This window comes from Pseudomonas sp. 05T35 (assembly GCF_056396605.1).
The window spans coordinates 1-6,238 of record NZ_JBFTLU010000256.1 but is presented as its reverse complement, the minus strand read 5'-3'; the positions used below and the strand labels follow the sequence as shown (position 1 = coordinate 6,238).

General features: G+C 57.0%; 7 protein-coding genes. 2 read left to right on the top strand and 5 right to left on the bottom strand.

Translation table 11 applies throughout. From position 1 onward, the window contains the following. On the bottom strand, window positions 1-130 hold a 130-nt coding region (locus AC1DH9_RS18990), incomplete at its 3' end, for a sulfurtransferase TusA family protein (RefSeq protein WP_477808581.1). Window positions 131-227: 97 nt separating this feature from the next. Here AC1DH9_RS18990 and AC1DH9_RS18985 point away from each other — a divergent pair. Then, window positions 228-1,661 carry a M48 family metalloprotease gene (locus AC1DH9_RS18985; RefSeq protein WP_477808579.1) on the top strand — a complete coding sequence of 478 codons (1,434 nt, stop codon included), beginning with the start codon at window positions 228-230 and terminating at the stop codon, window positions 1,659-1,661. Window positions 1,662-1,725: 64 nt separating this feature from the next. On the opposite strand, the gene AC1DH9_RS18980 is transcribed toward AC1DH9_RS18985, so the two are convergent. From AC1DH9_RS18980 to rpoE, 4 genes are all read right to left on the bottom strand, one after another. Further along, the gene (locus AC1DH9_RS18980; protein ID WP_427536712.1) at window positions 1,726-3,153 is read right to left on the bottom strand and encodes a DegQ family serine endoprotease; all 1,428 of its coding nucleotides are present in this window, start codon (window positions 3,151-3,153) and stop codon (window positions 1,726-1,728) included. Between the two features lie 248 nt (window positions 3,154-3,401). Continuing rightward, entirely contained in the window at window positions 3,402-4,361 is a 960-nt protein-coding gene (locus AC1DH9_RS18975; RefSeq protein WP_477808578.1) for a MucB/RseB C-terminal domain-containing protein, read from the bottom strand. An 8-nt stretch (window positions 4,362-4,369) separates the two neighbouring features. Continuing rightward, entirely contained in the window at window positions 4,370-4,957 is a 588-nt protein-coding gene (locus AC1DH9_RS18970) for a sigma-E factor negative regulatory protein (RefSeq protein WP_427536716.1), read from the bottom strand. Window positions 4,958-4,988: 31 nt separating this feature from the next. Continuing rightward, entirely contained in the window at window positions 4,989-5,570 is a 582-nt protein-coding gene (rpoE, locus tag AC1DH9_RS18965; protein WP_019692537.1) for an RNA polymerase sigma factor RpoE/AlgU, read from the bottom strand. Window positions 5,571-6,127: 557 nt separating this feature from the next. Between rpoE and AC1DH9_RS18960 the strand changes: the two genes are divergently transcribed. Next, the coding region (locus AC1DH9_RS18960; protein ID WP_477808580.1) for an FAD-binding protein at window positions 6,128-6,238 on the top strand (111 nt) is incomplete at its 3' end.

The following is a 6,238-nucleotide window of genomic DNA, read 5'->3' as shown; positions in this document are numbered from 1 at the left end:
CAGTAGCAGTTACCTTGAGTACCGCGCCGCTGGGCAGGCGATTGAGTTCAAGCTTGGCCTTGAGCAACGGCAATGGACAGTTCAATCCGCTGGCGTCCAGTTCGGCATCATGCTCTACAGCGTCGGTCATTGCGTCACTCCGGATAGGTGATTGAGTGGTCTAGAATATCTGGTCGCAACGCATGTGTCCGGCTACAGTAAGGTCTTTGTCGACTAAGGCTTCGTGCATGACTTTTCTGCGCCCCACCCTGCTGACGCTCGCTTGCCTGCTAGCCTCACCGGGCTTTGCCGACGACCTGCCGTCACTTGGCGATGCCAGTTCTGCCATCGTATCGCCACAGCAGGAATACCAGTTGGGCCGCGCATGGCTGGCGATGTTGCGCAGCCAGGTGTCACAACTCAACGACCCACTGCTCAAGGATTACGTCGAAACCAGTGTCTATAAACTGGTGGAAACCAGCCAGGTCAATGACCGGCGCCTGGAGTTCATTCTGATCAACAGCCCGCAACTCAACGCCTTCGCCGCACCCGGCGGGATTGTCGGGGTCAACGGCGGCCTGTTTCTGAACGCCCAGACCGAAAGCGAATACGCTTCGGTACTCGCCCACGAATTGGCTCACGTGTCGCAACGCCACTTTGCGCGCGGCGTCGAAGCGTCGCAACGGATGCAAATCCCGATGATGGCCGCCCTGCTCGGCGGGATCATCGTGGCCGCGGCTGGCGCCGGAGACGCTGGTATCGCTGCTATCGCCAGTACCCAGGCAGCGGCCATTCAAGAGCAACTACGCTTCTCCCGGGAGAAGGAGCAGGAGGCCGACCGTATCGGTATGCTCAACCTCGAGAAAGCCGGTTACGACCCGCGCTCGATGCCGACCATGTTCGAACGTCTGATGCGCCAGTACCGTTTCAATGCCAAACCGCCCGAATTCCTGCTGACTCACCCGGTCACCGAATCGCGAATCGCCGACACCCGCAACCGCGCCGAGCAGTTCAAACCGGGCGGCAAGGAAGACAGCCTGACGTATCAACTGATTCGCGCACGCGTCCAGTTATTCTACGAAGACAGTCCAGGCCTTGCCGCTAAACGCTTTCGCGCCCAACTCGATGAAAACCCGAAAAGCGATGTGGCTCGTTATGGCTTGGCCATCGCCCAGATCAAGGGCAGCCTGTTCAACGAGGCCCGCGAGAACCTCAAGCAGTTACTGGCCAAATCGCCTGACGAAATCATCTACAACCTGGCGCAAGTCGATCTGGRCATCGCCAACAATCGCCTGCCGGACGCACAGACGCGGGTCGACCGGATGCTCGTGCAGTACCCGCGCAACTATCCGCTGAATCAGGTGCGGGTCGACTTGCTGCTCAAGCAGAACCGCCCGGCTGACGCCGAGAAAGCCCTTGAGGCCCTGCTCAAGAACCGCCCGAACGATCCGGACGTCTGGTACATGGTGGCCGAGACTCGCGGCCTGTCCGGCAACATCATTGGCCTGCATCAGGCTCGCGCCGAGTACTTCGCACTGATCGGCGACTACCGCCAGGCGATCCAGCAACTGGACTTCGCAAAACGTCGCGCAGGCACCAACTTCCCACTGTCGTCACGCATCGATGCGCGTCAACGGGAGCTGATGGAGCAAGAGCGTCTGGTCAAGGACATGATGGGCTGACGTTTCTTTGCCCCATAAAAAAACGCCTCATTCGAGGCGTTTTTTTATTCAGTGACTAACCGGTTTACTCGACCAGTTTGAAGGTAATGAAGCTGGCACGCCCCTGACGCAAGACCCGCATCGATACAGAGCGGTTCTTTGGCAGCGCCTGGGCGATCTCTGTGAACTCCTTGGCAGAACCAATCGCCTGATTGTTCAAATGAGTAATCACATCGCCCGGCTGCAAGCCGATCAGGGCAGCAGGACCTTCCTGCACGTCCTTGATCACCACGCCGCCCTTGAGGTCCAAGGCTTTTTTCTGCTCATCGCTCAAGTCGGCTACGGATACACCCAATCGATTGCTGCTGCGCTCGACACCGGGCTTGGCAAGGGCATCCAGCTCTTTACCTTCCTCTGGAATCGCGCCAACCGTCAGCTCGACATTTTTATGCTTGCCGTCACGAATCACTTCAAGCTTGGCTTTCTCACCCGCCTTGAGCGCACCCACCAGATGCGGCAGGTCCGCTGACATGATGATCGGCTGAGCGTTCATGCTCAGGATCACGTCACCCACCTGCAAACCACCCTTGGCAGCCGGACCACCCTCCTGGATCTGCGCTACCAGCGCACCGGCCGGCTTCTCCAGACCAAAGGACTCGGCGAGATCCTTGCTCACTTCCTGGATCACCACACCCAACCAGCCTCGGCTGACTTTCCCGCCACTTTTCAGCTGATTGGAAACATCCATGGCGACATCGATCGGGATCGCGAACGACACGCCCATGAAGCCACCGGAGCGGGTGTAGATCTGCGAGTTGATCCCTACTACTTCGCCCGCCAGGTTGAACAGCGGACCACCCGAGTTACCCGGGTTGATCGGCACGTCGGTCTGGATGAACGGCACATAGTTTTCGTTCGGCAGACTGCGACCAACGGCACTGACGATGCCCTGGGTCACCGTGTGGTCGAAGCCAAACGGCGAACCGATGGCAACAACCCACTGCCCGGCTTTCAGATCCTGGGATTTACCCAATTTGAGCACAGGCAGACCTTTGCCCTCGACCTTCAGCAACGCCACATCGGAACGTGGGTCAGTGCCGATCAACTTGGCTTTCAGTTCACTGCGATCGGCAAGACGCACGATGATTTCATCAGCATCGGCGATCACATGGTTGTTGGTCAGAATGTAGCCATCAGGCGAGATGATGAACCCCGAACCCAGGGATTGCGCTTCACGCTGGCGACTGCGAGGTGAACGCTGCTGTGGCGGCATGCCACGCTCGAGAAACTCGCGCAGTGCCGGCGGCAAGCCTTCCAGATCCGGAATATCCTGATTGGAGACCTTACGGTCCGGCAATTTCTGCGTGGTACTGATGTTCACTACCGCAGGCGAGGCTTGCTCGACCAGCTGCGTGAAGTCAGGCAGCTCGGCCGCCTGGGCACTGACGGCCTGACCGAGTACTAATACAGCAGCAAAAATGGAGAGGTAGGATTTCAAACGTGGTATCGACATACGGCTCCCGTTACGACGAGCATGGTTAAGCGATATGGAGCAAGGAATACCGGGAAACATACACCGGTACTTTTGTTCCGGGAACAACAAACAAGGCCAGAGCCGTGGGGCTCTGACCTATAGAAAATTTTTGGGGATTTTGCAAATAGAAATGCTCACCAAACATTTCAACATCTCAATTGTGGAGTGGACAATTGCTGGCCTCTTTCACAACCAACCGACAGTCCGATGAGCATCACCGGATCAGCTCACTGCTTGGCCGCAGTGGTATTGGAACGCATGGAGAGTGCAATGCGCTCAGCGGTGCCGATCGGAATTTCGCCGACTACAGTGACCATCATCTCGCCTTCAGGCGTGGTCAGACGTCGCGAAACCGCAACGGTCGGGCCTAACTGAGTACGTGTATCGGTAACCACCGCGCCATTGAGCGGCTCCAGGAACACCGAAAAACGCGCCAGGCCATCGTCATACATCAAGCTGCTGATCTGGACCTTGGTCTGCGGATCCTGGCGTGCACTACTGCTGCTGAGCTCGAAGCCAGGTGGCAGCCAGTCGGAATGCCATACCTGAGCGGTTTTCACCGCTAATGCCTTGTCGCTGTCGAGCGTCACAGCCTTGCACTCGGACGTGGCTTGCAGATCACGCTCAGTCGGTACGTCAGCCGTATCCAGTCGAGTGAACTGGAAACGCTCCAGCAACTGCCCCTTGTCATTCAACAGCAATGATTTCAACGGCAAGCCGGTTTCGCGGTCCAGGTGCAATTCAAAGCCATAAMGATGCTGATCACGCGGCGTCAATGAAACGATGACCGCCGGGCGCCCAGCCACGCGTGACTTGCCGATTACGGCAAGATCGTACCAATTCTTGAGCTTTTGTGGATCGAGCGCACGACCAGAAGAGTCGGGAGTATCCCCCAGCCCCGCCACCAGGCTGCCGCTGACGCATTGAGTATGCCCATCAATACGTACGACTTCCTGAGCAGAACCGTCAAGCTGAAGCAAACGCTCGCGGACTTTGCCATCCTGGACACGATGCCAGATGTTGTGGGTAGAAAAACTACCGTTACGCTCGTAGACGAAAGTGCCTTGGAAACTCTGCTGTTGTTCGGCCTGGCCCAGGCGGGTCAACCAGTCCTGAGCCTCATCGGCATAGGCTGGAACAACAAACCAGCCAGTTACCAGCAGCGTAAGTAGAGGGATGGCGCGCATGATCCTCCTTAACGGTTTTCCATGCTTGCCGCACGAGCGTAAGGCAGAGCACTTTCAGTGCCTTTGAGTGCAGCTTGTTGAGCATGTTGGCGCAAGTAGCCTGGCAGACGTTGATCATGCCAGCCCGGCTGACCTTGCAATACGCCGTTGGCCATAGGACCAGTGGCTTCCGAACTCTCATTGTAGCCTGCCAAAACGGCTGGACCTTTTACTTGAGGAACGGCCAGACCCGGTTGAGTGGAGTGCTGGGCCAATTCGACACCGGCGATCTCATCCTGGTTGTACAGACGCACGCCCGCCAGAACAGCAAGGGTCACCGATGCAGCCACCGCCAGGCGACCCACGGTACGCCACGGACCACGAGTGGCCTTGACCGGTACGGCTTCGTCRGCCAAGGCAGCAGAAACGGCCGAAGCCAGATCCAGGCGAGGGATCAGCAGGTCTTTGTGCATGACTGCCCGAGCGACTTGGTAACGGGCCCAGGTCTCGCGGGTTTCAACATCGTCAAAGGCATTTAATACCCGACGCAATTCCAGTTCGTCCGCTTCGTTATCCATCACTGCGGACAGCGATTCCTGCAGGGCTTCACGACTCATGGCGGTTCCTCTCTTGGCTGTCGCCGCTGTCTCAGCTTTCCTGCAACAACGGCTGCAGGGCTTTATCGATGGCTTCCCGAGCGCGGAAAATCCGGGAGCGCACGGTACCCACCGGACACTGCATGACGCTCGCAATGTCCTCGTAACTCAGACCATCGAATTCACGTAAAGTTAATGCCGTACGTAAATCTTCTGGCAGTTGCTGGATGGTTCGATGGACGGTGCCTTCGATCTCATCACGCAGCAATGCACGTTCCGGCGACTCGAGATCCTTGAGGCCATGATCGCCATCGTAGAACTCTGCATCCTCTGAACTGACATCGCTATCCGGCGGCCGACGGCCGCGTGAAACCAGATAGTTTTTCGCCGTGTTGATGGCGATGCGGTAAAGCCACGTATAAAACGCGCTGTCGCCGCGAAAATTTCCAAGTGCACGGTAGGCCTTGATAAAGGCTTCCTGTGCGACATCCTGGGCTTCATGGGTGTCGTGCACGAAACGCACGATCAACCCGAGAATTTTGTGCTGGTATTTCAGCACTAGCAGATCGAAAGCGCGCTTGTCGCCGCGTTGAACGCGCTCGACCAGCTGCTGATCCTCTTCCTGGGTTAGCATGAACACTCCTCGATAAGCTCGGAGGAGGCTTGCATAACTAATCGATCAGGCTTGCAAACATAGACTCGGGCTTTTCGCAAAAGTTCTCCCCCTCCAAGCAAGTTTCCTGTGCGCTCTGATTTGGCACACACGAAAGACGCAGCACGGGCTGGCCGGCTACGCGAATAATCTTTATCGTCGAATCCACCCGCAATGACCAAAACACAAATCCTGCGTGAAGCCGACGCTGTTCCTTGTTTCAGGCAACCTTCTATTGAGCTTGGACGCCAGGCAAAGTTCCCAACCTTTATAGTCGTGCGAAACGAATAATGTATGACCACGCGGCGAAAAACAGCGCTTCATCGGCGATCAGGCTGTCTTATCGTCGATCCCGCGTGTAAATTGCCCTACACGGCCCTCTACCCTTCCCGTCACAGTAGTCTCATATTGCCACGTAGGCCCGACTATTGTGCCGATCCACCCCTCTATATACTAGTGCGCTGTGTGGCTGTCTCGACTCGCCGATTCAGGTGTCTTGCGCCAACCCCGACCCGGGTCGCTTTGAGCGGAATCCTGAAATGAGCCAACAGTTTCAACACGATGTTCTGGTAATTGGCAGCGGCGCTGCCGGTTTGAGTCTGGCATTGACCTTGCCCGATCATTTGCGCATTGCCGTACTGAGCAAAGGC

What these genes read in the sequence shown, in the direction of transcription:
- AC1DH9_RS18980 (WP_427536712.1), bottom strand. Translation starts at nt 3,153, where the DNA reads ATGTCGATACCACGTTTGAAATCCTACCTCTCCATTTTTGCTGCTGTA.
- rpoE (WP_019692537.1), bottom strand. Translation starts at nt 5,570, where the DNA reads ATGCTAACCCAGGAAGAGGATCAGCAGCTGGTCGAGCGCGTTCAACGC.